At 54.7% G+C, this 26,186-nt stretch carries 23 protein-coding genes; 18 read left to right on the plus strand and 5 right to left on the minus strand.

Annotation, left to right across the window (positions count from 1 at the left end; genetic code table 11):
- Window positions 1–27: 27 nt before the first annotated feature.
- Window positions 28–1,194 (minus strand): acetylornithine deacetylase, encoded by a 1,167-nt coding sequence (argE, locus tag ACT3TJ_RS00340; protein ID WP_193053610.1) that lies wholly within the window; start codon window positions 1,192–1,194, stop codon window positions 28–30.
- Between the two features lie 218 nt (window positions 1,195–1,412).
- Here argE and ugpB point away from each other — a divergent pair, with 218 nt between their 5' ends.
- The 8 genes from ugpB (at window position 1,413) to ACT3TJ_RS00380 (ending at window position 8,762) form a co-directional block, all read left to right on the plus strand.
- Complete coding sequence (gene ugpB, locus ACT3TJ_RS00345; protein ID WP_193053611.1) at window positions 1,413–2,741, plus strand: sn-glycerol-3-phosphate ABC transporter substrate-binding protein UgpB; 1,329 nt, start codon at window positions 1,413–1,415, stop codon at window positions 2,739–2,741.
- Between the two features lie 161 nt (window positions 2,742–2,902).
- Entirely contained in the window at window positions 2,903–3,787 is an 885-nt protein-coding gene (gene ugpA, locus ACT3TJ_RS00350) for a sn-glycerol-3-phosphate ABC transporter permease UgpA (protein WP_193053612.1), read from the plus strand.
- A gap of 18 nt (window positions 3,788–3,805) precedes the next feature.
- Window positions 3,806–4,654 carry a sn-glycerol-3-phosphate ABC transporter permease UgpE gene (gene ugpE / locus ACT3TJ_RS00355; protein ID WP_193053613.1) on the plus strand — a complete coding sequence of 283 codons (849 nt, stop codon included), beginning with the start codon at window positions 3,806–3,808 and terminating at the stop codon, window positions 4,652–4,654.
- A 1-nt stretch (window position 4,655) separates the two neighbouring features.
- A complete protein-coding gene (locus ACT3TJ_RS00360) occupies window positions 4,656–5,711 on the plus strand; it encodes a sn-glycerol-3-phosphate import ATP-binding protein UgpC (protein WP_193053614.1) in 1,056 nt (351 codons plus the stop codon).
- Window positions 5,712–5,843: 132 nt separating this feature from the next.
- Window positions 5,844–7,061, plus strand: a complete 1,218-nt coding sequence (locus ACT3TJ_RS00365; RefSeq protein WP_193053615.1) for an RNA polymerase sigma factor — start codon at window positions 5,844–5,846, stop codon at window positions 7,059–7,061.
- Between the two features lie 119 nt (window positions 7,062–7,180).
- Window positions 7,181–8,023 (plus strand): VOC family protein, encoded by an 843-nt coding sequence (locus ACT3TJ_RS00370; protein WP_172117668.1) that lies wholly within the window; start codon window positions 7,181–7,183, stop codon window positions 8,021–8,023.
- The gene (locus tag ACT3TJ_RS00375; RefSeq protein WP_172117669.1) at window positions 8,020–8,397 is read left to right on the plus strand and encodes a YciI family protein; all 378 of its coding nucleotides are present in this window, start codon (window positions 8,020–8,022) and stop codon (window positions 8,395–8,397) included. Before ACT3TJ_RS00370 ends, ACT3TJ_RS00375 begins: the two co-directional genes overlap by 4 nt.
- On the plus strand, window positions 8,394–8,762 hold the full coding sequence (locus ACT3TJ_RS00380; protein ID WP_193053616.1) for a DUF1428 domain-containing protein: 369 nt from the start codon (window positions 8,394–8,396) through the stop codon (window positions 8,760–8,762). Before ACT3TJ_RS00375 ends, ACT3TJ_RS00380 begins: the two co-directional genes overlap by 4 nt.
- Window positions 8,763–8,839: 77 nt before the next feature.
- Here ACT3TJ_RS00380 and ACT3TJ_RS00385 read toward each other — a convergent pair whose 3' ends face one another.
- Window positions 8,840–10,486, minus strand: a complete 1,647-nt coding sequence (locus ACT3TJ_RS00385; RefSeq protein ID WP_193053617.1) for a bifunctional metallophosphatase/5'-nucleotidase — start codon at window positions 10,484–10,486, stop codon at window positions 8,840–8,842.
- A 337-nt stretch (window positions 10,487–10,823) separates the two neighbouring features.
- Here ACT3TJ_RS00385 and phnD point away from each other — a divergent pair, with 337 nt between their 5' ends.
- From phnD to ACT3TJ_RS00410, 5 genes are all read left to right on the plus strand, one after another.
- Entirely contained in the window at window positions 10,824–11,705 is an 882-nt protein-coding gene (gene phnD / locus ACT3TJ_RS00390) for a phosphate/phosphite/phosphonate ABC transporter substrate-binding protein (RefSeq protein ID WP_193053618.1), read from the plus strand.
- A gap of 99 nt (window positions 11,706–11,804) precedes the next feature.
- On the plus strand, window positions 11,805–12,608 hold the full coding sequence (gene phnC, locus ACT3TJ_RS00395; RefSeq protein ID WP_193053619.1) for a phosphonate ABC transporter ATP-binding protein: 804 nt from the start codon (window positions 11,805–11,807) through the stop codon (window positions 12,606–12,608).
- A 16-nt stretch (window positions 12,609–12,624) separates the two neighbouring features.
- Window positions 12,625–13,428: a phosphonate ABC transporter, permease protein PhnE gene (gene phnE / locus ACT3TJ_RS00400; protein ID WP_193053620.1), complete on the plus strand. Its 804-nt coding sequence runs from the start codon at window positions 12,625–12,627 to the stop codon at window positions 13,426–13,428.
- Window positions 13,429–13,680: 252 nt separating this feature from the next.
- Complete coding sequence (fdhF, locus tag ACT3TJ_RS00405) at window positions 13,681–16,647, plus strand: formate dehydrogenase subunit alpha (RefSeq protein WP_193053621.1); 2,967 nt, start codon at window positions 13,681–13,683, stop codon at window positions 16,645–16,647.
- A complete protein-coding gene (locus tag ACT3TJ_RS00410) occupies window positions 16,647–17,180 on the plus strand; it encodes a DUF1641 domain-containing protein (RefSeq protein ID WP_193053622.1) in 534 nt (177 codons plus the stop codon). The genes fdhF and ACT3TJ_RS00410 overlap by 1 nt, the downstream gene beginning before the upstream one ends.
- A gap of 45 nt (window positions 17,181–17,225) precedes the next feature.
- Here ACT3TJ_RS00410 and ACT3TJ_RS00415 read toward each other — a convergent pair whose 3' ends face one another.
- Window positions 17,226–18,224, minus strand: a complete 999-nt coding sequence (locus tag ACT3TJ_RS00415) for a mechanosensitive ion channel family protein (protein ID WP_193053623.1) — start codon at window positions 18,222–18,224, stop codon at window positions 17,226–17,228.
- Between the two features lie 484 nt (window positions 18,225–18,708).
- On the opposite strand from ACT3TJ_RS00415, the gene ACT3TJ_RS00420 reads away from it, so the two are divergent.
- The 5 genes from ACT3TJ_RS00420 (at window position 18,709) to ACT3TJ_RS00440 (ending at window position 23,610) form a co-directional block, all read left to right on the plus strand.
- Window positions 18,709–19,872, plus strand: coding sequence for a glycosyltransferase family 4 protein (locus ACT3TJ_RS00420; RefSeq protein WP_193053624.1), 1,164 nt, complete (start codon window positions 18,709–18,711; stop codon window positions 19,870–19,872).
- Entirely contained in the window at window positions 19,835–20,374 is a 540-nt protein-coding gene (locus tag ACT3TJ_RS00425) for a phosphatase PAP2 family protein (protein ID WP_172117678.1), read from the plus strand. Before ACT3TJ_RS00420 ends, ACT3TJ_RS00425 begins: the two co-directional genes overlap by 38 nt.
- Before the next feature lie 114 nt (window positions 20,375–20,488).
- Entirely contained in the window at window positions 20,489–21,934 is a 1,446-nt protein-coding gene (locus ACT3TJ_RS00430; RefSeq protein ID WP_193053625.1) for a sodium/glutamate symporter, read from the plus strand.
- Between the two features lie 1,002 nt (window positions 21,935–22,936).
- Entirely contained in the window at window positions 22,937–23,068 is a 132-nt protein-coding gene (locus ACT3TJ_RS00435) for an entericidin A/B family lipoprotein (protein ID WP_087108872.1), read from the plus strand.
- Window positions 23,069–23,073: 5 nt separating this feature from the next.
- On the plus strand, window positions 23,074–23,610 hold the full coding sequence (locus tag ACT3TJ_RS00440; RefSeq protein WP_172117680.1) for a YqiA/YcfP family alpha/beta fold hydrolase: 537 nt from the start codon (window positions 23,074–23,076) through the stop codon (window positions 23,608–23,610).
- A gap of 17 nt (window positions 23,611–23,627) precedes the next feature.
- Here ACT3TJ_RS00440 and ntrC read toward each other — a convergent pair whose 3' ends face one another.
- Both ntrC and glnL read right to left on the minus strand, forming a co-directional pair.
- Entirely contained in the window at window positions 23,628–25,055 is a 1,428-nt protein-coding gene (ntrC, locus tag ACT3TJ_RS00445) for a nitrogen regulation protein NR(I) (RefSeq protein ID WP_193053626.1), read from the minus strand.
- Window positions 25,052–26,110 (minus strand): nitrogen regulation protein NR(II), encoded by a 1,059-nt coding sequence (glnL, locus tag ACT3TJ_RS00450; protein ID WP_193053704.1) that lies wholly within the window; start codon window positions 26,108–26,110, stop codon window positions 25,052–25,054. Before glnL ends, ntrC begins: the two co-directional genes overlap by 4 nt.
- Window positions 26,111–26,186 lie beyond the last annotated feature (76 nt).

The raw sequence follows: 26,186 nt of genomic DNA on the forward strand, positions 1-26,186 counted from the left end.
GAACCGCTCAACAGCAGCCATGGCGGGTCATCGCCATGGCTGCTCCAGCGCCTTCCCCAAACAGCCCATAAACGCCAGGCACGCCTCAAGTTCGCTTTTCTCAATATATTCATCCGGCTGATGCGCTTGAGCGATACTGCCCGGACCCAGAATAATCGTTTGTAACCCTTGGCCTTGAAATTGCCCCGCCTCGGTGGCGTAGGCCACTGCGTGGTTGCAGCACTTACCTGGCAGGTGGTCCTTGGCCAAGCGCAGTACAGCGTGGTTATCTCGGTCGGCAAGGCCTGGCACCGTTACATTCAGCGGTTCGGTCGTAATCTGTACGTCCTTGCCACGCGCCCTTAGCTCGGCACTTAACGTATCGGCATACGCTTCAAAACGCGCAAACACCTCATCAAACGTCTCGGTGGGCAGGTGGCGTATTTCCCACTCAAACTGGCACTCTCGCGCCATGATATTGATGGCCGTACCGCCCTTGATCTTGCCCACGTGGAGGCTGGTGTGGGGTACGTTGAACGCCTCATCCACTTTGCCCTCCTCCACCAACGCCGCCATGGTGTCTTCGATGAAGGTGACCAGTCGCGCTGCCACATGAATGGCCGAAGTGCCCTGGTTCACCTGACTGCTGTGCGCTTCGCGCCCTACGACGGTGGTGCGCAGATTAGTGGCGCCCTTCTGGGCCACGACGGGCTGCATGCTGGTCGGCTCACCAACAATGACGTGCGCGGTGGTTGAGTAGTGCTCGTAGAACCGTTTGATCAGCGCAGGCGCACCGACACAGCCAACCTCCTCGTCATAGGAAAAACCAAAATAGATCGGCTGCTGCAAAGGCGTTTTCACCCACGTGGGCACCATGGCAAGAGCGCAGGCAATGAAGCCTTTCATATCACAGGTGCCACGGCCGTAAAGCTTACCGTCCTGGCCGTCATGCAGGGCGAAAGGATCCGTCGACCAGGGCTGGCCTTCCACCGGCACCACATCGGTATGGCCAGAGAGCATCACCCCACCCGGCGCATCAGGGCCTATACGGGCAATCAAGTTCGCCTTGGTGCCGCAGGGGCTCATCACCCGTTCGGAGGCGGCGCCGTACTCTTCAAGATAAGCTTCGACAAATTCGATCAGCGCCAGGTTAGAGCCACGGGAGGTAGTATCGAAAGAGACCAGTTTGGTTAATAGCGCTATTGCGTCACTCATACGACTCTCATTAGTTATGCACATTGTCTCAACCCTATCATCGCCCTCGCAGAGCGCCTACTACCAATGCCCTTGGATAAAACCCAAAGCTTTTATAAAACCTTGGTCCAGTTAGCATTCATCAAAATGTCATCTACACTCACTAATGTTCAGTGCACCCACAAATCTTAAAAACGCATTGTGCCACCTGGCTCTCGCCAGGCCCAAAAGGAGCTTACATGTCTCGTTTTATGTTACGCGCGTTATCTGCCGGTATTGCCGCGGCCACTCTGAGTGTTTCTGCCCACGCCGCTACCGAGATCACCTGGTGGCACTCCATGGGCGGCGAGCTGGGCGAGCGCTTGAGCGCGCTTGCCGAAGACTTCAACGCCACCCAGGATGAGTACCGTGTCACGCCTTCCTACCGGGGCGAATACGAACAAACCATGGTGAACACCATTGCTGCCTTCCGCGCAGGCGAGCAGCCCCACATCGTACAAATTTACGAAGTGGGCACCGGCACCATGATGGCCGCCCAGGGCGCTATCTATCCGGTGTTTGAGCTGATGGAAGAGCACGGCAACACCTTTGATCCGGCTGATTATCTGCCCGTGGTAACCGGTTACTACACCGACACCAACGGCAACATGCTCTCCATGCCGTTCAACTCGTCCACACCGATTCTTTACTACAACAAAACCATTTTTGAAGCGGCTGGCCTCGACCCTGAATCACCGCCTACTACGTGGGCTGAGATGGGTGAGATGGGTCAGCAAATCGTCGATGAAGGCGCGGCCTCTTGCGGTTTCACCATGGCCTATGCGGCTAACTGGGTCGGCCTTGAGAACTTCTCAGCACTGCACAATCAATCCATCGGCACCCAGGAAAACGGCTTCGGCGGTCTGGACACCGAGTTTGCCTTTAACGGCGACGTACAGGCGCGCTTTTGGGATCAGTTGAAAGAGTGGTCGGATAGCGGCGTCTACAGCTACGCAGGCCCAGCAAACGGCCCGGACGCGGCACCCTCGTTCTATTCCAGCGACTGCGCGATGTACATGAACTCGTCAGCATCACGCGCCGATGTGTTGGCTAACTCCGACTTCGACGTAGGTTTTGGCATGCTGCCCTACTACGACGACGTAGACGGCGCACCGCAAAACTCGATCATCGGCGGCGCGACTCTGTGGGTGCTTTCTGGCCACGAAGACGACGAGTACACCGGCGTTGCTGAATTCCTTGAGTACCTCTCCTTGCCTGAGATTCAGGCCGAGTGGCACCAGGGCACCGGCTACCTGCCGATTACCACCGCCGCTTATGAGCTGAGCCAAGAGCAGGGTTACTACGACGAAAACCCAGGTGCGGATATCGCCATCGAGCAGATCAACTTAAACGAGCCGACAGAGAACTCCAAAGGCCTGCGCTTTGGCAACTACCCCCAAGTGCGCATGGTTCTGGACGAAGAGTTCCAGGCCGTACTAGCCGGCGACAAGAGCGGTCAGCAAGCGCTGGATGATGCGGCAAGCCGCGGCAACCAGATCCTGCGCGACTTTGAGGCAGCCAATAACTAAGCACTTCGCATTACTTGTCAACAAACCCCGGCTTTTATAGCCGGGGTTTGTTATAGGAGCCATCCCATACGCCCAAGTCACCGGGGCCTATGGGATGGCTTACTTCCTGGCAGCTGAGCACAGCAGCCAGCCGCACCAACGCCCGTACGACAGGATGTGTCATGCAGACCAAACGTTCCACCTATCAAAACCGGTGGCTCCCTTTCTTACTGTTAGCGCCGCAGTTGGCGATTACGCTGGTGTTTTTTATCTGGCCGGCAAGCCAGGCGGTTAAATCGAGCTTCGAGCGCACCGATGCATTCGGCTTTAAAACAACGTTTGTCGGTCTGGAGAACTATGCACGCGTTCTGGCCGACCCCAGCTACCTGAACGCGCTGGGGCGCACCGCGATTTTTTCCGTCTCGGTGACGGTGCTTTCCATGAGCCTGGCGCTTTTACTGGCCGTTTGCGTCAACCGTGTGCTGAAGAGCGCCAAGTTCTACACCACGCTTCTGGTATGGCCCTACGCCGTCGCCCCAGTGGTAGCAGGTGTATTATGGTGGTTTCTGTTCAACCCCACCATCGGCCTCCTGCCGCATCTGCTCGACTGGTTCGGTATCAGCTGGAATCACCGCGTTTCGGGCTCTCAAGCAATGATTTTGATCACCATTGCCGCCGCTTGGAAGCAGATCTCCTATAACTTCCTGTTTTTCCTGGCAGGGCTGCAATCTGTGCCGCAGTCACTCATGGAGGCAGCGGCCATTGATGGTGCGGGCCCCTTCAAGCGCTTCTGGACCATCGTGCTCCCGCTTCTATCGCCCACCACCTTCTTCCTGCTGATCATCAACATCAACTACGTGATGTTCGACACCTTCGGGGTGATCGATGCCACCACCGCTGGCGGGCCTGGCCAAGCCACCATGACATTGGTCTACAAGGTCTACACCGATGGCGTAGCGGGGCTGAATATAGGCTCCTCATCCGCCCAGTCGGTCATGCTGATGGGCATCGTGATTATCTTGACGTTTATCCAGTTCCGATACGTGGAACGCCGGGTCAACTACTAGTGCGTTAAGGAAGTAAACATGGTTGAAAACAGACCCTTTCTAAATATTCTGACCCACCTGGTGCTCATTGCAGGCGTATTGGTCGTGGCGTTCCCGGTATACGTGGCCTTTATCGCCTCGACCCACGAATCCAGCGCCTTCGTGCGTGGGGTGTTGCCGCTGCTTCCCGGCGACAACATGTTTGCATCCTACCGGCAGATGCTCAGTTCCGGTTGGCAGGTAGGCGGCACGCCGCCGGTCTGGCTGATGCTGGGTAACTCGCTGATCATGGCGCTGACAATCGCGATCGGCAAGATCGCCATTTCGATTCTTTCCGCTTTTGCGATTGTCTATTTCCGCTTTCCGTTTCGCATGCTGGCGTTCTGGATCATTTTTATCACGCTGATGCTGCCGGTCGAAGTGCGCATCATCCCCACCTACGCCGTTGTGGCAGATCTCGGCATGCTGAACTCCTATGCGGGCTTAACCCTGCCACTGATTGCCTCTGCTACTGCGACCTTCCTGTTCCGCCAGTTCTTCATGACCGTGCCGGAAGAGCTGATGGAGGCCAGCCGAGTGGATGGCGCCGGGCCGATGAAGTTCTTCAAGGACATACTGCTGCCGGTATCGATCACCAATATCGCCGCTCTCTTCGTGATCATGTTTATTTACGGCTGGGTGCAGTACCTGTGGCCACTGCTGGTCACCACCGACGAAGACTTCTACACCATCGTGCTGGGCATCAAGCGCCTGATGGCCTCGTCCGACCGCGTACCCGCCTGGAACCTCATTATGGCGACCGTCACGCTTGCCATGCTGCCGCCGGTATTAGTGGTGCTGTTTATGCAAAAACTGTTTGTGAAAGGCCTGACCGAGACGGAGAAATAAGATGGCCAGTATTACCTTGGAAGGGCTTAGAAAGACCTACGCTGGCGATGTTCAGGCAGTGAAAGGCGTCGATCTTGCGATTGAAGACGGTGAGTTTGTGGTGCTGGTAGGGCCTTCGGGCTGCGGTAAATCCACGCTGTTACGTATGGTAGCCGGGCTTGAAACGATTACCGACGGCACGCTCAAGATTGGTGATCGGGTGGTCAACAGTCTCGAACCCGCCGAGCGCGATATCGCCATGGTATTCCAAAACTACGCGCTCTATCCGCACATGACGGTGTACAACAACCTCGCTTACGGGTTGAAAAACCGCGGCTTTAAAAAACCCGAGATCGAAGAGCGGGTACGTAAAGCGGCCAAAATGCTTGAAATCGAAGAGTATCTGGAGCGCAAGCCGCGCAAGCTCTCCGGCGGTCAGCGCCAGCGCGTCGCCATGGGCCGGGCATTGGTGCGCGAGCCCGCGGCCTTCTTGTTCGACGAACCGCTCTCTAACCTGGATGCCAAGCTGCGTGTGCAGATGCGGGTGGAGATCAAGCAGCTTCAGCGGCGCTTGAAGACTACCAGCCTCTACGTAACCCACGACCAGTTAGAAGCGATGACGCTGGGCGACCGTCTGGTGGTGCTTAGCGCTGGCAAAATCGAGCAGGTGGGCACGCCCATGGAGATCTACGCGCGCCCTGCGTCGATGTTCGTGGCAGGGTTTATCGGCTCGCCTGCGATGAACATGGTGCCGCTTGAGTACCTGCAAACGCGCGGCACCCATGACCTGCTAAACGATCTTCCCGCCGAGACCGACACAGTCGGCATTCGCCCGGACGATATGCGCCTATCGCCACCCGATACACCGCACCTCGTGGTCGACTCCACGCTTGAGCTTTTTGAAGCCGCCGGCGCCGAAAGCCACCTTTACGTGCGGCTCGCCGACAGCGACCAGCCCACTGTGATTCGGGTGAGTGGCCAGCCGCCGGTCAACGAAGGCGAAACGCTACGCTTCTATGTCACCCGCGAAGCGCTGCACCCGTTTAACAGTGTAACCGGCCAGCGCGCGGGGGATTGACTCGCCTTTTACGAAAACAACAGCCAGTAGAAAAAGAGCAAGTAAAAAGGGGCGCTATAGGCTAGGTTTGAGAAAGCATTATTGACTATTATCCACTTTGGCGCCCCTATAGATGCGAATGGGTCTTCTACCATGCGTCCTAAACCCTCCTTACTCGATGCCCTTTACCGTACTCATGCCAGACGTGTTCAGGCCACCCTGATCCGTCTGCTGGGAGACTTCGAGCTTGCCGAGGAAGCCATGCAAGATGCCTTTGTCGCCGCAGCTCAACAGTGGCCTGCCAAAGGCGCCCCCGATAACCCTCAGGCGTGGCTGATCCGCACCGGCTATTACTGCGGAATCGATCAAATTCGTCGACGCAGTACAGCACGCCGCCGGGCACATTTGCTATTACCGATGGAAGAAACCTGGGAATTCGACGATGTCGCTATCGCGGATGACTCACTGCGGCTGCTGTTTACCTGCTGCCACCCAAGCTTAAGCATAGAAGCACGCCTTGCGCTAACACTACGTGAGATGTGTGGGCTAACCACTGAGCAAGTCGCCCGTGCCCTACTGATGAAACCTTCAACCGTGGCACAGCGCATCGTACGGGCAAAACGCAAGATTCGCGATGCACATATTCCCTATGCGGTACCTGCGCCGGAGGCATTGCCCGAGCGTTTGCCGGACGTCCTCCAGATTATTTACCTGGTTTTCAATGAAGGTTATTCAAGCAGTAGCGGCACAATGGTGGTCGATATCAGCCTGACCCGCGAGGCGCTACGTCTTGGCGAGGAACTGGCAGCGTTGCTACCCCAGGGTGAAGTGTTTGGGCTACTGGCACTCATGCTGCTTACTAACGCCCGCCGAGATGCCCGCCAGGATCAACAAGGCGGCCTGGTCACACTGGAAGCGCAAAACAGGCACCTATGGCACCAGAAGGAAATTCACACAGGTATTGAGTGGCTCGAACAGGCACTCGCCCTTACCCCTGTTGGTTTTTATACCCTTCAAGCCTCTATTGCCGCCGTACACGCCCAAACCCATGACTCTGGGCAAACTGACTGGGCACGGGTTGTCAGGCTGTATGACGCTTTATGTCGCCATTATCCATCGCCTGTCCTGACCTTGAATCGCGCGGTGGCCGTTGCCATGCATGATTCTCCAGCAACCGGATTGAGACTGCTTGATGAGCTATCTCATCATCCTCAACTCTCTCGCTACTATTTATTGTATGCGGCACAGGCGGATTTGCTACGTCGACAGGGCAACAATGACGCAGCGCGCGATGCTTACCAAAAGGCCCTGACATTAACCACTCAGGATCCAGAAAAACGCTTTTTGCTCGACAGATTGACCGAACTTTAAGCATCGTTATAAAAACATCGCTATAAAAACCTTGTTATAAAAAAATAATCTGCAGGCCTGTCGATTTGCGAACACGCCAGACGTCTAGAGAGTATCCACCACAATAAAAGAGACTCTCAATGAAATTCATGCTGATACGGCGTGCCGATGCGGCCACCGAAAATGGCGTTATGCCATCCCAGGAAATGCTTGCCGCCATGGCTGATTACAACGAGCGCATGATGCAGGCAGGTGTACTCGTAAGCGGCAACGGCTTACATCCAACAAGCGATGGCTGCCTGATCCAGTTCAATAACGGCACTCCCACTATCCTCCCCGGCCCTCTGGCTCCTGCCAGTGAGCGTATCGCTGGTTATAGCGTGCTGGAGACACCTTCACTTGACGTCGCTTTGGAGTGGGCACAACAGTGGCCAACGCTGGATGCCGACGGCAACGTACTCCTTGAGCTAAGGCGCTACTTTACACTTGAGGAGTTTGAGCCCGGCGCAGGCCTGGATAAGCATCACGACCATGCTCGCGTACCGGATGCCATGAATGTGTATGTCGCCTTTCCTGGCACCTGCCGGGAAGCCATGCAGTTCTATGCCGACGTGCTCGGCGGCCACATAGAGTGCTTGCTGACTTACGCAGAAACCCCAGCGGCGGAACATGCGCCCCCTTCACTGCATGACCGCATCATCCACGCCTCGCTGAACCTACGCGGTCGTCGCTTGATGGGCGCCGACATGGCGCTTGAACAGCACATGCCACCACAAGGCGTGCAGATTCAGCTGGAGTATCAGGAGATCGAGCAAGCCTCCCGAACCTTTGCACGACTTTCCGAAGGCGGAGAGGTGATCATGCCTTTTGAACCAACATTCTGGTCTGCAGGGTTTGGCATGGCCACTGACCGCTTTGGCGTGCAGTGGATGATCAATGTGTCGGCGGATAGTTGCCTTTCTACTGAAGGAGAAACGCCATGAAATATGCGGCATTAGTGTACTACCAGGAACAACTTATTAGTGCCATGAGCGACCAGGCGTGGCATGACCTTAATCAGGAGTGCATCGCGGGGGTAGAGCGACTGAGCGCTCAAGGAAGTTACCTGGCCGGTGAAGCGCTGCAACCAATAGACACTGCTACCACGGTGCGTGTACGCAATGGCGAGACAGTGATTACCGACGGCCCGTTTGCGGAAACCAAAGAACAGCTGGCCGGTTTTTACCTGCTCGAAGCGCGTGATTTAAACGAGGCACTACAGCTAGCTAGCCGCATCCCACCCGCGAGACTCGGCAGCATTGAAGTACGCCCCATTCGAGAACTCCCGCCCAAAGCCCAGACTGGAGAAGCATCATGAGCACCACCACTCAACGCTATATTGATGGTTTCGTCGCGGCCGTGCCCACGGCTAATAAAGAAATATTCATCGAGCACGCCCGTGTTGCTGCCGAAGTTTTCAAAGAGCATGGCGCGCTGCGGGTAGTCGAGTGCTGGGGCGAGGATGTCCCCGAAGGGGAAATCACCTCTTACTCCATGGCTGTTCAGCGCAAGGATAATGAAACCATTATCTTCTCGTGGATCGAATGGCCATCCCGCGCCGTGCATGATGAGGCGATGCCCAAGGTCATGAAGGACCCACGCTTACAGCCGGATATCAATCCCATGCCGTTTGATGGCAAGCGGGCGATATTCGGTAGTTTTGCCACGCTTATCGATGAGTGACCAAGCTTCTGCGTGGCTTTCATGACTCTGAATAAGGGCCGCCTCTACGTAACGTCCGGACGGCCCGTCATCCGCGTTTAATGCTGGCGAGCCTGGTCCGTGATGCGCCCTTCAACCTGATAAACCACTTCGCCAACAGCCACCATATAGTCACGCAGCATTTCCCAGTCGGTATTGCCAACAATGGTGCTGCGCTCATCATCATAGGCGGCTTCTAGCGCCGTATGGCTGTCGCCACCGGCAGCGGTGAAGTGGTTGGTGGCGATGGTGTAGGTACTTTCAGGGTCTACCGGCTGTAACGTGCCATTGTGCGTCACCTTCAAGCTTACAACGCGCTCACCAACGGGTTGGCGGCTGTCATATACCAACTCGGTACCGTTCGACACCTGCAGAAAACCGCCGCTTTCATCCGGGGCATTTGCCAGTCCGATCTCGAACGTTTCCAAAAGCTCCGCGCCCGTCACACTCACCAGCGCCAGGCGATTGCCAAACGGCTGCACGGCAACCAGCTCACCCACACTCACATCACCTAGGGCAATGGGCTCACGAATACCGCCGCTATTTTGAATAGCCAGCACGGTTTCCAGGTTCACCCGGCGGGCAGCAGCAAGCTGACCATCGGCAATCAGATTGCCCAGCGCCGTTTCATCGGCACGCACGCTCTGTTCATCACCCTTGCCGTGGCGGGGGTTAGGCAGGGCTGAAACCACCCGAGCGCCCACCAGCGTATCGCGTACTTCTTCAATTTTCGCGGTGTACGGCGCCAAGAGGGCGGCAGCTTCGGCGTCTGGCTCGCGCTCGGCAGTGGCAAGCAGCTCCCCGTTAGCCTCCAGTACGTTGCCATTATCATCGAACGTTACCTGCATGACGCCCAGGTGCTGACCGTACTCGCCTGCCTGACCAATCACGGTGGGCGCTATCGGCTCGCCCCGGTCGTTTTCGGTTAGCATAACAGGGGCTTGCAAGTGAGTATGGCTGTGCCCGCCGATGATCACGTCCACCCCCTCCACGTGCTGGGCAAGTAACAGGTCGTTGCCCATACTCGGGTCGCTGTCGTAACCCAGGTGAGTAAGCGCGACGATCTTGTTGACCCCTTGGGCTTCAAACGTTTCCACCATCGCCTCAGCGGCCGCCCTATAGTCGTCAATAGCTACCTTACCAAGGCTGGAGACGGTCTCGCTGCCTTGCGTGCTTAGCCCGAAGATGCCGATTCGCTCGCCACCTTGCTCTACCACAATGCCATCGTAAAGGTGGCCAGGCTTAGGCTTATGTTCGGGCTCGGCACCGATCGAATCACCGAGTAGCTCGGCAAACTCCGGCGAGGTAGAGAAATCCAGATTCGCGCCCACAATAGGAAAGTCTGCGGCAGCAAAGAAAGCCGCAAGAGCCTGATGGCCCTCTTCCGGATCGCCCAGGTCGAACTCATGGTTACCGGGCACGAAAGCGTCATAGCCCATCAAATTCATGAACTCAACGGCGTCCTGCCCTTGGTATTCGGTGAAATAGAGCGTACCCGAAAAGATATCCCCAGCGTCCAGCAGCAAGCCATAGCCGAATTGCTCGCGCGCCTCGTCCAGCGTGGTGATGAGCTGAGGGTAGTGGTCGGTACGTCCGTGCAGGTCATTGGTATGAAAAATGGTCAGCGTATAGGGCGCAGCATACGCCGAGGTAGTCAGCAGCCCCGCCGCTATCCCTAGCGCAATACTGTGAGGAATAAGACGCATCAGTATGGTTCCTTTTATATAAGCGTTATAGCAAAACGATAGCGTGCCCTAAAAGCCTGACAAATTGGTGACGGTCCTTATGCATGTCATTTCAGCGCACTCATTTACCTTAGCTTAAGTGATACAAAAATAGCCTTTTACCTCATTTCACTCACGGCAACAGGCAGACTAAATAGCCCTCACTGTTCCAACCACCATGTCATGAGATAGAGACAAGACCGTCATCTTCGCTACACCAAAGTGTCATCAACAGCTGCCACTCTATGGAGCCATCACTCCATGCTAGGCAAGCTACAGCTGCGTCGCCTCTGATATCTCCTCTCTTGGGAAGCTCACAATGCACAAGTCACTCCTCGCGCTTGCACTCTCCACCGCCGCAACGCTGGCAACAACCGCCACCACCTATGCCAATGAAGATTTAAGCGGCATTTGCCCTAACCCACTGCGCATGGCCGATACGGGTATTGAAGGCATGGGGCCACTGGCAGAAGCGTTTGGCCCCTTCGCTGAGGCGTTTGAGGAAACGACCGGACTTGAGCTTAAGATGTTTAGCCTAAGCAACCGTACAGCGGCAGGCACAGCGCTTCAATATGACGATGTGGACCTGGTATTTGCCGGTCCTTCGGAATTCGTGCTGTTCGATCGCGAAAGCGATATTGAAATTCTGTTCGCCATCGAGCGCCCACACTATGGCAGCAGCTTCTATGTGCCCGCCGATAGCGATATCGAATCTCTTGAAGATTTAGCAGGCAATCGCGTAGCGCTGAAGGATGTTGGCTCTACCAGTGGACATATTTTCCCAAGCCAAATGCTGGTGGATGCCGGGCTGGATATTAACCGGGACCTGGAAATCATCATGGCTGGCGACGCGCGTATTGCTGCCTTGGTCAATGGCGATGTTGATGCCATGGGCGGCGGCAATCGCGACATTGATGAGATTCAGGCCATGGATCCTAACGGCGAATACCGTGTTATCGCCACTAGCGATGTGCTGCCTGGCGATCCGGTGGTTATGCGGGGCTCTTTAGATGATGCCTGTAAAACAGCACTGCGTGACACGCTAAATGCCAATGCCGATATGCTGTGGAGTGCTCTGATTGCCACAGAGCGCAACGAAGGCAAATTCTTAAACCGAGACTCATCACTGGGCTTTGACCGCACCAATGAAGATTACGACGTAGTCCGTCAAGCGTACGAAGCCGCGGGCATTCCCCTTTAACGGTTAGTTACTCAACATGCACAAGGACGTGCCGTTTAAAGGTTTCAACATGATGGCCTATAACCTCCCCCTCCTGGCAGTAACGCAGGAGGTTTTTGTATGAATGCGATCACGATTACCGACTTGCATAAATACTACGCAAAGCTTCATGTACTACGCGGCTTAAATCTCAGCGTTCGCCAAGGCGAATGCGTTATTTTGCTGGGCGCCAATGGATGCGGCAAATCGACGTTGATGCGCTGTCTCAATGGTTTGGCACCTCACGACCAAGGCAGTATCCACATCCTTGGCGAGCCGCTAACGCGCCTGTCGACAGCCCAAATGCGCAGGCTGCGCCAGAAAATAGGCGTTGTGTTCCAGCAGTTCAATCTGGTGCAAAACGTGAGTGTTTTTCAAAACGTTTTATACGGTGCACTTGGCCAGCAGCGTTTAGGACTTCTCACCAGCCTTGCCTGTTTCGCCAGTGATGAGCTGCGCGAACGGGCGATGGCGGCGCTTGAGCGAGTAGGGTTGGCGCATAAAGCACAGGCTGAGTGTCGGGCACTTTCAGGCGGCCAACAGCAGCGCGTGGCCATCGCCAGAACACTTATGCAGGATGCCGAAATTATTATTGCAGATGAGCCTATTGCCAGCCTTGACCCTAAAGCCGGCCGTGAAATCATGGACTTATTGCTGGATGTCGTGACAGAGCGAGGCATGACGGTGCTCTGCACGCTGCATCAGCTAGAGCTCGCCCAGCAATACGGCGACCGTATTGTAGGGATGAAAGCAGGAAGAATTGTCCTAGACTCGCTACGCCAACAGGTCGAATTAGACGATATGCAGCAACTGTATCAAGGCGAGACCCGTGTCGATCAACCACTGCTTTCGACCCCTACTCGTTTAACGCCCGTTACCCACTAACTGCCGAGAGCAGCCCATGCCTACTAATCGTCCGCTTGCGACGGCGTTGCCGCCCCGATTTAAGCGACCGTCACTGTTTACCTGGGGTATTGCCCTGGCGTTTTTAGCCCTGTTTATTCAAGGGGCTATGGCGACCAATGTCACGCTTGAGCGCTTGCTGCGCGGAATCGTGAATCTGAGCCATTTTTTGGGTCGCGCCTTCCCCCCCGATCTCAGCAATCTGGATGTATTGGCATGGTCGATGTTTGAAACGCTAAACATTGCCATTGTGGGCGTGACCATTGGGGTAATACTTAGCCTACCGTTTGCCTTGCTGTCGGCACGTAATACCACCCCCGCCTCCTGGGTTCGCACCCTAACGCGGTTTATTGTTTCGACGATGCGCACCATTCCGGACCTGATTTGGGCGCTCATTTTCGTGGTGGCCGTTGGCTTGGGCCCCATGGCCGGCGTGTTGGCGATCATCATGGACACCATTGGTTTTGCAGCGCGCTTTTTCTCGGAGCGTATCGAAGAAGTCCACCCGGGGCCTTCTGAAGCGCTTAGCGCTACCGGTGCGGGTAAGCTTTCAGTGATCGGCGGCGCAATTTTGCCGGAGACGTTGGCCTCCATGACCGCGACTAGCCTATATAGCGTCGAAAAGGCCCTGCGCTCAGCAGTTACGTTAGGCCTGGTCGGGGCTGGCGGCATCGGTGTTGAGTTAGCTGCTGCCATGCGGCTTTTCAATTTTGATCGCGCACTGACTATTATTCTATTCATTCTGGTGGTCGTAATTGCCTTTGAACAATTGTCCTCACAAATCCGGAAACGAGTGATTTAGCGAACAATCAAATATAAGCGCTTACTTATCTAAAATCGCCGTTGGCTGTCACTATAAATGCGCTAATACAGAAGGCCGCGGCGTCTCCGGAATACTCATTCAAATTCCCCTTTCACGCTTTAACTTAAGTTCAATCCCGAGCCGCCCGCTTTTACAACCCTCCCCCCTTGACTACCTTTTGACCAATACATCTGCGCATTAAAGAGGACTGATACCAGGATAAAAACAAGGGATCCATGGAGGAATGCCCACATGAACCGACCGTGCACGATTACGTTTGATGATAAAACATTAACCGGCAACGCCGATGAACCGCTAATCGACTTTCTAAAAGCCCAAGGCATTAACTTACCCAGCGTCTGCTATCACCCTTCCTTGGGGCCTATCGAAACCTGCGATACGTGCTGGGTTAATGTTAACGGCGAGATAAAACGAGGCTGTACGCTGCGTACCGAAGAGGGTCTTAACGTTTCCAGCCAAGACAGAGAGGCCGAAGCCGCTCGCCATGAAGGAATGGATCGCTTGTTAGCCAAGCACGAGCTTTACTGCACCGTGTGCGAGAACAACAATGGCGACTGCACGGTGCACAATGCGCTGGTAGAAATGCAGATACCCATCCAGCGCTACGAATTCACGCCCAAGCCTCATGAAAAAGATACTTCTAGCCCTTTCTATACCTACGATCCGGACCAGTGCATTCTGTGCGGCCAATGCGTGGAAGCGTGCCAAAACGTCGAAGTTAATGAGACGCTGAGCATCGACTTTTCCAGCGAAGACCCGCGCGTACTCTGGGATGGTGGCGAAAAGATCAACGACTCAAGCTGCGTACATTGCGGCCACTGTGTAACGGTTTGTCCGTGTAATGCGCTGCAGGAAAACAGCATGTACGGCCAGACAGGCCCGCTGACCGCACTGCCCTGGTTGCTTAAGCGGCCGATGATTGAAATAGTCAAGGAAGTCGAAAACACCACCAGCGCCATACCCATCACCGGTGTTTCAGAACTGGATGCCGCTTTGCGCGAGCCGGGCATCAAACGTACAAAAACGGTATGCACCTACTGCGGTGTAGGCTGCGCGTTTGAGATGTGGACCCGTGATCGCAACATTCTTAAGGTTCAGCCCACGCCAGATGCCCCGGCTAACGGTATCTCAACCTGCATCAAGGGCAAATTTGCCTGGGACTTTGTAAACAGTGAAAAACGCCTCTCGACACCGCTGATTCGGGAAAAGGGTCAGTTCCGTGAAGCCAGTTGGGACGAAGCGCTGGATCTGGTGGCGAGCCAACTGATGAGCGTGCGCGACACCCACGGCCCACAGAGCGTGGGCTTTATTGGTTCCAGTAAAGCCAGCAACGAAGAGGCCTACCTAACGCAGAAAATTGCCCGGCTGATCATTGGCACCAACAGCGTGGATAACTCATCCCGCTACTGCCAAAACCCGGCGACTAAAGGGCTTTTCCGCACCGTGGGTTACGGTGGCGACGCCGGTACCATCAAGGACATAGAGCAGGCTGAAGTAGTGGTGCTGGTAGGCAGCAATACCGCCGAAAACCACCCAGTGATTGCCTCGCGCATCAAGTCCTCACAGAAGCTGCACGGCCAAAAGCTGGTGGTGTTCGACCCGCGCCAACATGAAATGGCCGAGCGGGCGAATCTTTTCATGCGCCCCAATGTCAGCACCGATTTAATCTGGGCGTCGGCGCTATCACGCTATATGTTCGATAACGACCTGGCCGACCATGAATTCCTCGGGCGCTGGGTCAATAACGTCGATGAGTATCGTGAATCGCTGGCGCCGTTTACGCTTGATTTTGCGGAACAGAAAACCGGCATTCCCAAACAGCAATTGATTGAGGCCGCTGAATTAATCGGCCGGGCAAAACGTGTCTGCCTGCTATGGGCCATGGGAATTACTCAACATAGCCACGGTTCGGATACCAGCACCGCGCTTTCCAACTTGCTGCTGGTCACTGGTAACTACGGCAAGCCAGGTACCGGCGGTTATCCCATGCGCGGCCATAATAACGTGCAAGGCGCCAGCGACTTTGGTTGCTTGCGCAACATGTACCCAGGCTATGAAAAGGTCACCGACGAAGATGCCCGTAAGCGGTGGGCCAAAGGTTGGGGCGTTAAGCCTGAACAGCTCTCCAGTGAAATCGGTTATGGCAACTTCCTGATGGTGCAAGCCGCCGCCGAGGACAAGCTTAAAGCCATGTACATTATTGGCGAGGAAACGGCCTTCTCCGACTCCAATACCCATAACGTCCATTCCGCATTTGAAAGCCTCGACTTTATGGTCGTGCAGGACATGTTTTTAAGCCGTACCGCTGAGTTTGCCGATGTCGTGCTGCCCGCCTGCCCCAGCGTCGAGAAAGACGGCTCCTTTGTTAATACCGAGCGGCGTATTCAGCGCTTCTACCAAGTGCTTGACCCACTGGGCGATAGCCGCCCGGATTGGCGTATTTTAACGGACCTTGCCGCGCAAATGGGCCACGACTGGGGCTATAACCACCCCTCCGAGATCATGGCAGAGTGCGCATCTATATCCCCCATGTTCGCGGGGGTCAGCTACGAGCGCCTGGAAGGCTGGAAGTCGTTGCTCTGGCCGGTTGCCGAGGACGGCACCGATACGCCACTGCTGTATACCGATGGATTTCCGACGGAGGATGGCAAAGCTAGCCTGTTTCCGCTGGAGTGGAAAGAGCCTTCAGAGGCCTCGGATAAAGAGTACGGCCTAATGTTGAACAACGGTCGTCTGTTGGAACAGTTTCAGGGAACCAATCAGACTGGCCGCTCGCCGGGTATTTGTGACCAGGTAGCCCATGGGTTTGTTGAAGTTAGCCCCGAGCTTGCCGCCGAGCGCGGGATCGAAGACGGCACATGGGTCAAGATAGCTTCACGTCGGGATAGCATTGAGTTTCCAGCTATCGTCACCGAGCGTGCCGCAGGAAAAACTCTTTTTATGCCCATTCACTTCGGCAAACTGGGGGTTAACTCGCTGACCGGCGAACATAACGACCCCGATGTGCAAACACCTGCCTATAAGGAAGTTGCCGTAAAGCTTGAAGTGCTCGACAAACACACCGCCCTCCCGCTCCCCAGTAACAACTACCGCTACGGCCACCGTACGCCCAATAAGGGCGTTGCGGTCGAGGTCAAATGGGCAAAGGATGACTACCAGCTTCCGCCTGCCCAGCAAACCAATCCGAGGAAAATGTGATGGCCGAACGAATTTCCTACGACGTGCCGCCGCCTACTATCGGCCCGGATGCTCAGGAGGAACTTGATAGGCTGGTGCAAACGCTCCATGAGCACGGTCTGCTGCGGTTTGCCAATGACATGGTTGCCTCTAATCATGAGCTAATGCGTATTGCGGTAGACGGGTTAAATAAACCCGGCTCGCTTAACACTATTCAGAACTTATCGGTCATCGTGATGACGCTTTCAACGCTACCACCAGATCGGTTTTACCAAGTGATGTTTGCGCTTAAAGAGGGAATTGAGCAGGTTGGCAACCATCGCCATGAGGACAAGGCCAAGCACAAGGAGCAAGCACGAAGCCAGGACAAAGAGAAAGAAGAAAAAGACAGCGCCCCCGGCATCACCGGGGTGTATCACATGCTCAAAGATGACGAGCTGTGGTATGCCCTTAAACCGATTCTGGCAGGCCTGCGGGCTTTTTCCGAGCGGCTGGACCAGCCCATAGATAAACCGGTGACGGATTTCACCAGCAAGCCTACCGAAGGGCCTTAAACATATTGCTTAAGGCTGTGTATGGTTATTAACGGTGGCGTGAGTTTAATCCTTCTCAAGATAGACAGTCCGAGAGGGGAAGGCAAAATCGGCGTCATGACCATGCACGATAGTGATGATATTAAGGTAGATATCTTGCTGGATCGCCAGCCATTCAGCCCATTTCGTGGTCCTGGTAAAACCATAGACCATAATATTTAGTGAGGAATCCGCAAATTCGTTGAAGTAGACGAGGAGAGTCTGCGTGAAATCAATGCCGTCGTGCTTCTGAAGCATCGCGCGAATATCGTTGACGACGGCGGCAACCTTGTCGGCATCCTCGTACCTGAGGCCGACCGTAGTACTGATGCGCCTGTTACGCATCTGCCCCGGATTTTCGACGCTGATCGTTGAGAAAACGGAGTTAGGGACGAAGAGCGGGCGGTTATCGAAGGTGATGATCTTCGTCATTCTCCAACCGATTTCCTCGACGGTACCCTCAATATTACGGTCTGGAGAACGAATCCAGTCGCCAAACTTGAAGGGGCGGTCGAAATAGAGCATCACGCCGGAGAAAACATTGCTTAGAACATCCCGTCCGGCAATACCGATGGCGATACCGCCGAAGCCGCCAAAGGCCAAGAGGCCCGAAAAGCTCAGGCCCAGATGTTCACCGAACAAAAGCAGTAACACCAGCACCATTGCAAGTTTAAGGATGCGAGCGATGCTTGTGGCCGAGGTTTTATCGCTTCCCTTCGTTACCTGATCGGCCGTCAGGCGGTTAATCAGCAGGAAGGTTTGCTGCATGGCGGTCAGACCAATAGCCACCAAGGTCAGGTCGTCAATGATATCCGGCTTTATGGCGGAGACCTTTCTGTCGACCAGTATCTGATTGATGGTCTTGTTCAGAGTCAGCAGGAAACCCGCATTCGCGGCGAACAGAACAACGTGAACGGAGATGCTGTGGGACCAGCTCTTTCTTTTCCGCATGATAAAACCGGAGGCCAGCGCGACCGTCAGAAAAGCTATCAAGAGCCCCGCATTTATCCAGTCGTTGATCATCATGTTTCCGTTCCTTGTTCCAGGCGCCGCCAATTTCGCCCAGCTTCATCGCCATGTAAACCCGTGTTCATTCATAAATACCCATCCGGGCATGGCAAATCTTCTTTATTAAAACGTTATTAGAGCCTAATTAAACATATCACTTCTTAGCAACGCACTACCAATATGCTCAAGCCAAATCACACAACGTAGTGGCATGCGCCCACGACTCTTTTTAGTTGTCCGTGACAACCCTATTGTCCTAATAACACTGCAGCTCACCCAGCGGTAAAAAAATAACCAACGAATCTTTTATTATAAAATTCCTCTTTCAGTCGCTTTTATCAGGTTGTAATCTCTTAATAATAACGTCGTTAAAAGCAGGCCTATCAATAATTAAATAAACGGCGATTGATATTTGTGTCACTAGTTTTTCACTGTCCTGACTTGGCAATGTCATCGTTACCGACCACACTAAGTTAAAATATGATTAAGGGGCGTATCGTTTATGCGGCTATGTATTGTGAGTGAAACGTGGTCACCCGATATCAATGGCGTTGCGCACACGCTAAGCCGCATTAACCACGAACTGCACCAGCAGGGCGTAACGGTCGATGTGATTCGCCCACGCCCCAAAGTACCCGGAAGCGCTACGCATATTGCCCAGGAAATGCAGGTTAAATCTGTCGCTTTACCTGGCTATGCGGAAGTACAGGTAGGCTTGGTAACGCCCGCTAAGCTGCGCCGTTTCTGGCGTAAGTACCGTCCTGATACGATCTATCTTGCTACCCAAGGCCCGCTTGGCTGGGCAGCACGACATGCGGCGAGGAAACTCAATATTCCTCTGGTGGCGGGCTGGCATACCAACTTTGACCACTACTGCCACGATTACGGCGTGTCGTGGTTATCCTCCGCCACGCGGCGCTATTTGCGCTACTTTCATAATGGCTGTACCACCACGCTGGTCCCCACCCATTTACAAGCCGAGACGCTACGCCGCCAAGGCATCCACGGCGTTCAAGTGCTGTCGCGCGGAATCGACGGAGAGCGCTTTTCACCCACTTTTCGAGATAGCGCGTTACGCCGTCAATGGGGAGTGAGTGACCATCAGCCCGTGGCCGTTTATGTCGGTCGTTTAGCCGCTGAGAAAAACCTCACGCTACTCCAGGAAACACTGCAAGCCATGCGTGAAGTGCGCCCGGATATGGCCCAGGTCATTGTGGGTGATGGCCCAGCGCGTGCGCAGCTTGAAAAGGCGCTACCTGATGCACACTTCACCGGGTTCGTCGATAAACATGAATTAGCCCGCCACTATGCCAGCGCCGATATCTTTGTCTTCCCTTCGCTGTCAGAAACCTGGGGCAATGTGATTACGGAAGCCATGGCCAGTGGTCTGGCTGTTGTGGCCTATCGATACGCAGCAAGCGCTGAACTGATCGAAAATGATCAAAACGGAATGACGATAGCGCTTGATGATGGCGACGCGTTTCAGCAAGCGGCCGTCGAGCTTTGCCAACACCCCGCCGACTATGCACGGCTAGGGCGTGTTGCGCGCCTTCGCGCACTTGAGCAAAGCTGGTCGGGCATTGCAGACCAGTTTATGCAGTACCTTCAGCAAGCCCAGGAGAATTACCATGCGTCCGCGCCCGCTTGTCGTATTCGATCGTCTTGATTTACTGGAGTGGCGCCTCTGCCAGCGGGTGACACGGCTCAACCTGTTTCGCCCGTGGCGAATTCTCTTGCAAGCCGCCAGCCGAATAGGTGACTGGCCTATCTGGGTACTGCTGATAGCCGCTCAGCCTTGGCTACAGCCGGATGGAATCTGGCGTATGGTGCAATACACCAGCATCGCACTGCTGGCGATGGCGGCTTATCGCTTAATCAAAACGCGCCTGTGCCGCGAGCGGCCCTTTATTACCTACCTGGGTGGCGTGCATTGCGGTGAGCCTGCGCGTGACCGTTACAGTTTCCCCAGTGGCCACACCATGCACGCCGTAATGTTTAGCGTACTGGTGGCGGCTCATACGCCGTGGCTACTTCCTTTGGTGGTGCCACTGGCCCTGCTAATTGCCGTTTCCCGTGTTGGCCTCGGGCTCCACTACATTAGCGATGTTCTTGCAGGCGCCGCTATGGGTTATGGCTTTGCTCTACTTAGCCTCTATTGGGCAGGCTAAGCATTAACTATTCGCCAATTTAACCACGACGCACTACGTTAAAACCAACCCTGTCATTTACTTGGTCTTGTGAAGACGGCATACGTCCTCTCGCATTCATTAAGGAGTGATGTGATGACCATGACGGTTGGTGAACTTTTTATTGCACTGGTGATTATCTCTCTCGCGCTCGTCGCAAGTAATGCGCTGCGGCTTCGGATTGGTTGGCTACGTAGGCTGTTCTTACCCAGTTCCGTCATTGCTGGTCTTGTGCTTTTATTGATGGGCCCGGACGTTATCGGCCGCTTGCTGCCTACTTTTTTTGAAGAGAGCCCCGGCCTTTTCCCCGCGTATGTACAAGAGAGCTGGTCTGCGCTACCTGGCCTTTTGATCAACGTGGTATTTGCTGCCCTCTTTATCGGTAAAACGATTCCTGGCATTCGTACTATTTGGCTGCGCGCAGGCCCCCAGGTCGTTGTTGGCCAAACAATGGCGTGGGGTCAATACGTGGTGGGTTTGACGCTGGCGCTGTTGATACTTGCTCCCTTGTTTAACATGAACCCCATGGCGGGTGCCCTTATTGAAATTGGCTTTGAAGGCGGCCATGGTACGGCCGCTGGCATGGCCGATACGTTCGCTGACCTGGGGTTTGAAGAAGGCGCTGACCTTGCACTTGGTCTCGCCACCGTGGGCATTGTTTCCGGTGTACTCATTGGCACGCTCATGATTAATATTGCCGCGCGCCGCAACATCATTACGCCCAGCAACGAGAACGATGAACCTGATGACATGATCCGTGAGGACAGTCGTCCTTCTACTGAAGAGTTTAGCGAATTTAAAAAAGACCTCATGCATGAAGCAGGAACCACTGACCCGCTTAGCCTGCATATTGGGTTGGTGGGCATTGCCATTTTAATAGGTTGGCTGCTGCTCTCTGGCCTGCAGTGGATTGAGCAAGCCACCTGGGCAAGCAATGGAGGTCTTGAGATATTAGCGCATGTGCCGCTATTTCCTATCGCGATGATTGGCGGCGTCATCGTCCAGTTAGTGATCACGCGCTTTGGCCTGGAGCACCATGTTTCCACACGCACCATGGCGCGAATTGCTGGCACCGCGCTTGATTTCACCATTGTCGCAGCACTGGCCACGCTGTCACTCACCACCCTAGGGGAGTACTTCCTGCCCTTTTTACTGCTTGCCGTCGCTGGCATTGCCTGGGGGTTATTCGTTCTTATCGTGATTGCCCCCCGAGTAATTCCAGAAGGCTGGTTTGAGCGGGGCATTGGAGACTTTGGACAATCCATGGGGGTCACGGTGACGGGCTTATTGCTGATGAGAATGGCTGACCCCAGCAATAAATCCGGCGCGCTTGAGAGCTTTGGCTATAAGCAGCTTATGTTTGAACCGGTGGTAGGTGGTGGGTTATTTACCGCCGCTGCTCTGCCCTTGATAGGCGAGTTTGGTGCGCTCGCTATACTGGGCTTTTCGGCTATTTTAACCGTTGGCTGGTTAGTCTTTGGCCTGCTGTACTTCGGACGCATGGTGCCCGACAGAGGCCGTGGCCGCTGGCAGAAACAGTAGCCCGCCGCGTTATGCTCACCCCAAACGATCATGCCCACTTGCGTGGGCATGATCGTTTAGTGTACGTATTCTTTTTAGAACGCGCCGTTGGGCGGTAACCATCAAATGTCGGGCGGTATGTCTTCGTGGTTGTCTGTTGTGACCATAAAAGAACTTTTAAACATCATGTATAACCCGATGGCGGAAAACACCAAGAACAGCACAAACATGCATAACATCAATCCCATCGCCATAACGCTTGTTCCTGAAATGCGCGGCTACTGCATTGGCATGTTCTAACCGCTTAGATTTAGTGTGCTGCAAGGATAGACTAAATCGGCGGCGTCATCTGTACAAATCTTTTGCAAATTATAGCCAGGAATCAACAATTTTATAATTTTCAACAACTTAAAAAACACACACAACGCAAAAAAACCACAACGCTTACGCGAAATGGTCATTTTGCATCTCAGCCAATCCCTGGCCTCGACGATTAGCATATCCTTATGCTAATACAAATGAGCGGGTGAATGTCCTTTAACGTCCTGTTCTTCTACTTGGCTCCTGCCTTCCCTTGCTTCCTATCAATCCGCTCATGTTGTTCCTACTCATAATACTGCAGGCTTTAGGCCAACTGCCAACATAAAAACAAAAAACAAACAAAATCAAAAGTTTGAAATAAAAAACACTTTCCTAAAAACAACGAAAACCCTCTTTAGCCGTGTGTAAAAAAGGCACATGCGACAAAAATACCTGCTCATCGAATGGTCACCGTGACACCAATCACCACTTGGGAAGCTGAACGTTTGGCTATTGCTCACTTTATTTCGGCAAAAACGTACTACTTCTTACCCTAACGTGTTATTGCTGGCTAATATAAAGAGAAGGCAAGATACTTCGAAGGCGCGCTTGGTATGGGCTACTGCGTTGCTGATGGCAGCCTTACTGTTTTATGCAAGAATGGTTTTACGCAGGACTGTTTCTACTCACGACTATTTCTGATCAACAAGAAGGGATCATTCAATGAAACGCACATGGGCGATGGGTGTAGTGCTATTAACCACACTGCTGGCGATCAGCGGTTGTAATACGATTCATGGCGCGGGAGAGGATATCTCGGAAGGCGGCCAGGCGATTGAAAGAGCAGCGGAATAACCATAATGATGACCGTCTATCTTTCACACGGCCTGGAAAGCGGGCCCGGTGCCTTGAAAATTCAGGCACTCAAAGGGATCGCCGAAACGCTCGATGATTGTGAGCCGGTCGTTATGGATTACCGTGGCATGGCAGAGCCCCCCAGGCGGCTGGATCACCTGTTGGATACTCTGTCAAAACGCAATGATAACCCCGCAGCGTGTGTGCTAGCGGGTTCAAGCCTGGGAGGATGGCTGAGCGCTGCGGTTAGCGCTCAGCATCCCCTTTTAGGTTGTTTTTTACTTGCCCCTGCGCTTGGCTTACCGGCATACCCTGAAACCTCGCCGATGATTCAGGCTCAGCTTACCCATATCATCCACGGCTGGCAGGATGATGTCGTGCTGCCCGGCCCCGTTATTGAACGCGCCCAGTTACAACAACTCTCGTTACGGATGGTCAATGACGACCATCGTCTTCACGCTAGCCTGGACACCATACTGAGCGACTTTGAGCGTTTTCTAATGCAGTGCCAAGCGCTTACCAAGCAATCAATGCTCGTTTAGCGCGCACAGTGGCAGCGTTATTCGTCTGCCAGGGCGGGTAGCAACGTCTTTAATTTACGCGTTAGTGTATTGCGCCCCCAGCCTAACAATTCCGCTGCTTCTCCTTTACGCCCACCGGTATGTTTTAACGCCGTCTCAATCAGAATTTTCTCAACGTCGGGTACGGCCTCTTCCAACAGATGTGTGTGCCCTTCGGCCAGAGCACGGTCGGCCCACTCCCGAAAGGCACTGCGCCAGTCGCCGTGACCGGCGCTTTCAGTTGCTTGGGGGGAGCGTAGCTCTGGCGGTAAATCCTCCACCAGAATTTCACGCCCAGACGCCATTACCGTTAACCAGCGACAGATATTTTCCAGTTGGCGCACGTTACCCGGCCACGCTAGGCGCGTCAGGTGCTCCTCGGTTTCGGCCGTGAGTACCTTGATGTCGGTGGCAAGTTCTTTGGCGGCTTCAGCAAGAAAATGCCGTGTGAGGCGTGGGATATCCTCACGGCGTTCGGCAAGGCGCGGCAAGTGAATGCGGATAACGTTCAGGCGATGGAAAAGGTCCTCACGAAAGCGCCCGTCATCCACCAGCGACTCAAGGTTCTGGTGCGTCGCAGCGATAATCCGCACGTCGACCTTGACCGGAGTATGCCCGCCCACTCGGTAGAACTCCCCGTCGGCCAATACGCGCAGCAAGCGGGTCTGAGTTTCAGCCGGCATATCGCCGATCTCATCCAGAAACAGCGTGCCGCCGTTGGCCTGCTCAAAGCGCCCCTGGCGCTGGGCAGCGGCCCCGGTAAACGCGCCTTTCTCGTGGCCAAACAGTTCAGACTCAATCAGATCACGCGGGATGGCTGCCATGTTCAGGGCAATAAACGGCTTGCCCGCCCGGGGGCTGTGCTGGTGGAGCGCCTGGGCTACACGCTCTTTACCGGTGCCCGACTCGCCATTGATGAGCACAGTAATATGCGAATGAGAGAGCCGCCCAATAGCCCGAAACACCTCCTGCATGGCCGGCGCTTCACCAATGATTTCTGCGTTCAAACCTTCGGGAACGCTGATCGGCCGTTGGCGCTCGCGCGCATGAGCCACCGCCCGGCGCACAAGCGCCAGCGCTTCATCCACATCAAACGGCTTGGGCAGGTACTCAAACGCACCGCCTTGATAAGAGGCCACTGCGCTGTCGAGGTCCGAATGAGCGGTCATGATGATGACGGGCAAATCCGGATGCGCCTCGCGAATGTGCGACATCAGATCCAGCCCATCAATGCCCGGCATACGAATGTCAGTCACCAGCACATCCGGTGGGGTTTTCAGCAGTCGTTCCAGTACGGTATCGGCGCGTTCTATGCACTCTACATCAAGATCCGGCTGCGCCAATGCACGTTCAAGCACCCAGCGGATAGCGCGATCGTCATCCACAACGACCACCCGTGCAACCTCGTTACGTGTCGCCTCTATCATGATGCTTCTCCGGTGCAATTAATAACCAATGGAATCAGTAAGCGGAACTCGGTGTGCCCGGGCCGTGAGTCACATTCAATCAAGCCTTGATGCTGATGCAGGATCGACTGAGCGATGGACAACCCCAATCCGCTGCCTTCAGCACGCCCTGACACCATCGGGTAGAAGAGCGTTTCTTTAAGCCCTTCCGGGATGCCAGGGCCGTTGTCGACCACACCCACCTCGCTCACTAACCGGTGGCGCTCAGCCCCCAGGGTAAACTGACGCCGTGCGCGGGTGCGCAGCATCAATTCGGGCACAGGGGTCTCGGCATCGCTCATGGCCTGCACGGCGTTTCTGGCCACGTTAAGCACGGCCTGGATCATCTGCGCCTCATCCCCGGAAAGGTCCGGCAGGCTAGGGTCGTAATCGCGGTGGATGGTGATATTCGGATGTTCAGCCACCAGCAGCGTTCTTACCCGCTCCAGCACTTTGTGGATGTTCACCGGCGCGTGCTTAACAATGCGATTCGGGCCAAGCATCGAATCCACCAGATCACGCAAGCGGTCAACCTCCTCCACGATGATATGGGTAAACTCACGCAATTCAGGCTTATCCAGGTCACGCTCTAATAGCTGAGCCGCCCCGCGGATGCCGCCCAGCGGATTTTTCACTTCATGGGCCAAGCCTCGGGCTAGCACTTTGATGGTTTCCTGGCGCGTGGTTAGCGCTTCCTCGCGGGAAATTTGCATCAAGCGGTCACGAGGTTCTACTTCCAGCAGAAGCTCGTCTGCCGACAGGGGCGTCACGGTGTAATCCACCGTCAGCGCTTCACCGTTAACCGGGGTAATGCGCGCCTCGCGCTGGGTGTAGGGATGAAAGGCATCCCGCGCCTTGGCCAACACCTGGTCAATACTTTCATCACCGCCCAGCAGGGTATCCTGGCTGCTCCCCTGCACACGGCTAAAGCTTACTGCCAACAGCGCTTCGGCGGCAGGGTTCATCCAGCGTACGCGGAGCTCACCGTCCAGCAGCAGCACTGCCATGGAGAGATGTTCTAGTAAACGCTGATACATGAAGTGTCCTGAATGTCGCTGATAAAAACGTTCAATACGCAAGAGAAACTGCAAAAAGCACGCCAGGTTGGCCCCT

The organism is Halomonas sp. AOP30-A1-24, assembly GCF_052378165.1.
In the GTDB taxonomy this organism is placed as follows: domain Bacteria; phylum Pseudomonadota; class Gammaproteobacteria; order Pseudomonadales; family Halomonadaceae; genus Vreelandella; species Vreelandella citrativorans.

Coding starts and splice junctions, on each gene's coding strand:
- argE (WP_193053610.1), bottom strand. CDS start 1,194: ATGAGTGACGCAATAGCGCTATTAACCAAACTGGTCTCTTTCGATACT.
- ugpB (WP_193053611.1), top strand. CDS start 1,413: ATGTCTCGTTTTATGTTACGCGCGTTATCTGCCGGTATTGCCGCGGCC.
- ugpA (WP_193053612.1), top strand. CDS start 2,903: ATGCAGACCAAACGTTCCACCTATCAAAACCGGTGGCTCCCTTTCTTA.
- ugpE (WP_193053613.1), top strand. CDS start 3,806: ATGGTTGAAAACAGACCCTTTCTAAATATTCTGACCCACCTGGTGCTC.
- ACT3TJ_RS00360 (WP_193053614.1), top strand. CDS start 4,656: ATGGCCAGTATTACCTTGGAAGGGCTTAGAAAGACCTACGCTGGCGAT.
- ACT3TJ_RS00365 (WP_193053615.1), top strand. CDS start 5,844: ATGCGTCCTAAACCCTCCTTACTCGATGCCCTTTACCGTACTCATGCC.
- ACT3TJ_RS00370 (WP_172117668.1), top strand. CDS start 7,181: ATGAAATTCATGCTGATACGGCGTGCCGATGCGGCCACCGAAAATGGC.
- ACT3TJ_RS00375 (WP_172117669.1), top strand. CDS start 8,020: ATGAAATATGCGGCATTAGTGTACTACCAGGAACAACTTATTAGTGCC.
- ACT3TJ_RS00380 (WP_193053616.1), top strand. CDS start 8,394: ATGAGCACCACCACTCAACGCTATATTGATGGTTTCGTCGCGGCCGTG.
- ACT3TJ_RS00385 (WP_193053617.1), bottom strand. CDS start 10,486: ATGCGTCTTATTCCTCACAGTATTGCGCTAGGGATAGCGGCGGGGCTG.
- phnD (WP_193053618.1), top strand. CDS start 10,824: ATGCACAAGTCACTCCTCGCGCTTGCACTCTCCACCGCCGCAACGCTG.
- phnC (WP_193053619.1), top strand. CDS start 11,805: ATGAATGCGATCACGATTACCGACTTGCATAAATACTACGCAAAGCTT.
- phnE (WP_193053620.1), top strand. CDS start 12,625: ATGCCTACTAATCGTCCGCTTGCGACGGCGTTGCCGCCCCGATTTAAG.
- fdhF (WP_193053621.1), top strand. CDS start 13,681: ATGAACCGACCGTGCACGATTACGTTTGATGATAAAACATTAACCGGC.
- ACT3TJ_RS00410 (WP_193053622.1), top strand. CDS start 16,647: ATGGCCGAACGAATTTCCTACGACGTGCCGCCGCCTACTATCGGCCCG.
- ACT3TJ_RS00415 (WP_193053623.1), bottom strand. CDS start 18,224: ATGATGATCAACGACTGGATAAATGCGGGGCTCTTGATAGCTTTTCTG.
- ACT3TJ_RS00420 (WP_193053624.1), top strand. CDS start 18,709: ATGCGGCTATGTATTGTGAGTGAAACGTGGTCACCCGATATCAATGGC.
- ACT3TJ_RS00425 (WP_172117678.1), top strand. CDS start 19,835: ATGCGTCCGCGCCCGCTTGTCGTATTCGATCGTCTTGATTTACTGGAG.
- ACT3TJ_RS00430 (WP_193053625.1), top strand. CDS start 20,489: ATGACCATGACGGTTGGTGAACTTTTTATTGCACTGGTGATTATCTCT.
- ACT3TJ_RS00435 (WP_087108872.1), top strand. CDS start 22,937: ATGAAACGCACATGGGCGATGGGTGTAGTGCTATTAACCACACTGCTG.
- ACT3TJ_RS00440 (WP_172117680.1), top strand. CDS start 23,074: ATGATGACCGTCTATCTTTCACACGGCCTGGAAAGCGGGCCCGGTGCC.
- ntrC (WP_193053626.1), bottom strand. CDS start 25,055: ATGATAGAGGCGACACGTAACGAGGTTGCACGGGTGGTCGTTGTGGAT.
- glnL (WP_193053704.1), bottom strand. CDS start 26,110: ATGTATCAGCGTTTACTAGAACATCTCTCCATGGCAGTGCTGCTGCTG.